Annotated in this window: 1 protein-coding gene and 1 pseudogene; both read left to right on the top strand. The window is 40.8% G+C overall.

The window, feature by feature from the left end:
* The coding region (locus CAG60_RS01260; RefSeq protein WP_161438093.1) for a tripartite tricarboxylate transporter permease at nucleotides 1-1,497 on the top strand (1,497 nt) is incomplete at its 5' end.
* 126 nt (nucleotides 1,498-1,623) lie between these two features.
* Nucleotides 1,624-2,138: pseudogene (locus tag CAG60_RS01255) on the top strand (ATPase); the annotation flags it as partial.

The following is a 2,138-nucleotide window of genomic DNA, read 5'->3' as shown; positions in this document are numbered from 1 at the left end:
GACCTATTTACGAATCTTTTTAATGGCTTTGGGCTTGCTTTACAGCCTTATTATCTTCTACTGATAACACTTGGTGGGATCATGGGAACGATTATCGGCATGCTACCGGGTCTTGGTCCGGCGACGGGCGTTGCCGTTCTATTGCCCATGACTTATGCCATGGGGCCTACGGCATCATTAATTACGATGACAGGGATCTATATGGGGGCGATGTTTGGTGGTTCCCGTAGCTCGATTTTAATCAATACACCCGGAGACGGTGCTGCCTTGGCGGCAACCTTCGATGGTTATCCGATGGCAATGAAAGGGCGTGCAGAAGCCGCACTTGCTATCTCAGCAATCGCATCATTGATCGGAGGTACTATCGCTGCGGTGCTCATGACCTTTCTTGCTGAGCCTGTAGCCAACTTTGCGATTAGATTTGGTCCAGCAGAATATTTTATGTTAATGCTAGCCGCCCTTTCGATGACGGTTTCTATGTCTAAAGGCAATATGCTGAAAGGTTTCTTCTCTATGGCAATAGGGTTAGCGATTGCAACAATCGGCATTGATGCTCAATCCGGATTAAGTCGTTTTACTTTTGGTTCCCTTGAGCTCCAAACAGGTGTTGACTTCTTGGTGGTGATCATTGGCATTTATGCATTAGGAGAAGTGCTGAAAAGCATGACAACCTTAGGTGATGGTAGTAAAAAAGCACAAACTCAGTTTAAACGGATTTGGATCAGTAAAGAGGATTGGCGCAGATCGAAATGGCCCATTTTACGTAGTGCCCCTGTTGGTTTTATTGTCGGGGCACTCCCCGGCGCAGGGGGAACAATGGCATCGTTACTTTGTTATAATAATGAGAAACAACTCTCACCCAACAAAGATGAATTTGGCAACGGTGCGATAGAAGGCCTAGCCGCTCCTGAATCAGCAAATAACTCAGCATCCATTGGAGCGATGATTCCTATGCTCTCATTAGGTATCCCTGGTTCAGGTACGACGGCAGTCATGATGGGGGCCTTATTAATGTTAGGAATACAACCTGGGCCGCTTTTATTTACCCAGCATCCAGAAACAGCGTGGGGATTGATCGCAAGTTTATTTGTCGCGAATATTATTCTGGCTTTTGTAAATATTCCATTAGCAGGTGTTTTAGTTCGTATGCTCGCTATCCCTGCGAATGTTTTATATCCTATCGTTTTAGGGCTTGCTTTCGTGGGCTGCTATGCCATTGGGAATTCTGTGGTAGATTTTTATATCTTAATTTTATTAGGTATAGTTGGGTTTATTATGCACAAACTGGTTATTCCTACTGCACCAATGATTCTTGCTGTTATTGTTGGCAGCCAAATGGAACAGTCGTTTAGGCAAGCATTTCGGATCTCTAATCAAGAGTTCAGTATTTTTGTTCAATCAGGAATTACTCAATTTCTATTGATAGTGACAATTTTTTCAATCTGTTGGCCATTAATAAACGCATTTAGAAATAAAAGCCTTTCAAACATGGCTTAAGATAACTATTTCAAAGGGTAAAGTCATTTTGTGACTTTACCCTTTTTTTTGTTAATTTCTGGTAGTAAAGTTGTTGTCTTTAGGTATGCTGTGGAATACCTAAGTTGTGTAATTATATGAGTGAATATGTATAAGGTAATGCGTAAAAATCTGGACGTGATTCAGATAAATAGCAATCGAAACCGATGTTTTTTTATGCATTTACGCTTTCGTAATAAGATATTCTTATTGCTTACTTTTTTACTCCTAATTCAATTCCTTTACATGGCCTGGGGATTCTATCAAGCATTATCGTCTTCTATTGATGATCAAGTTCGTACTCGTGCATTATTACAAGCTCAAGATATTGCTAGTGATCCAGAGTTGATTACTTTAGTAGAAACAAAAAACATTACAGAAATTCACAAGGCGATTGAGCGTATCATGCATTATTCTGATTCGAGCTTTATTGTTATTGGTGATCAAAATGGTATTCGCTTATTTCATCCAGAGCCGGATCGTATAGGTTATCCAATGCAAGGTGATGATAATGCGGGAGCTTTATTAAGAAAGGAATCGTATACTTCTTTGCGAGAAGGGAGTTTAGGTTATGGTATACGAGGGAAGTCACCGATTATTGATAGCCAAGGTAATATTATTGG

The sequence above is a fragment of the Vibrio sp. V33_P6A3T137 genome (assembly GCF_009904835.1).
GTDB lineage: Bacteria > Pseudomonadota > Gammaproteobacteria > Enterobacterales > Vibrionaceae > Vibrio > Vibrio metschnikovii.
This window is presented reverse-complemented; position numbering and strand designations above follow the sequence as displayed.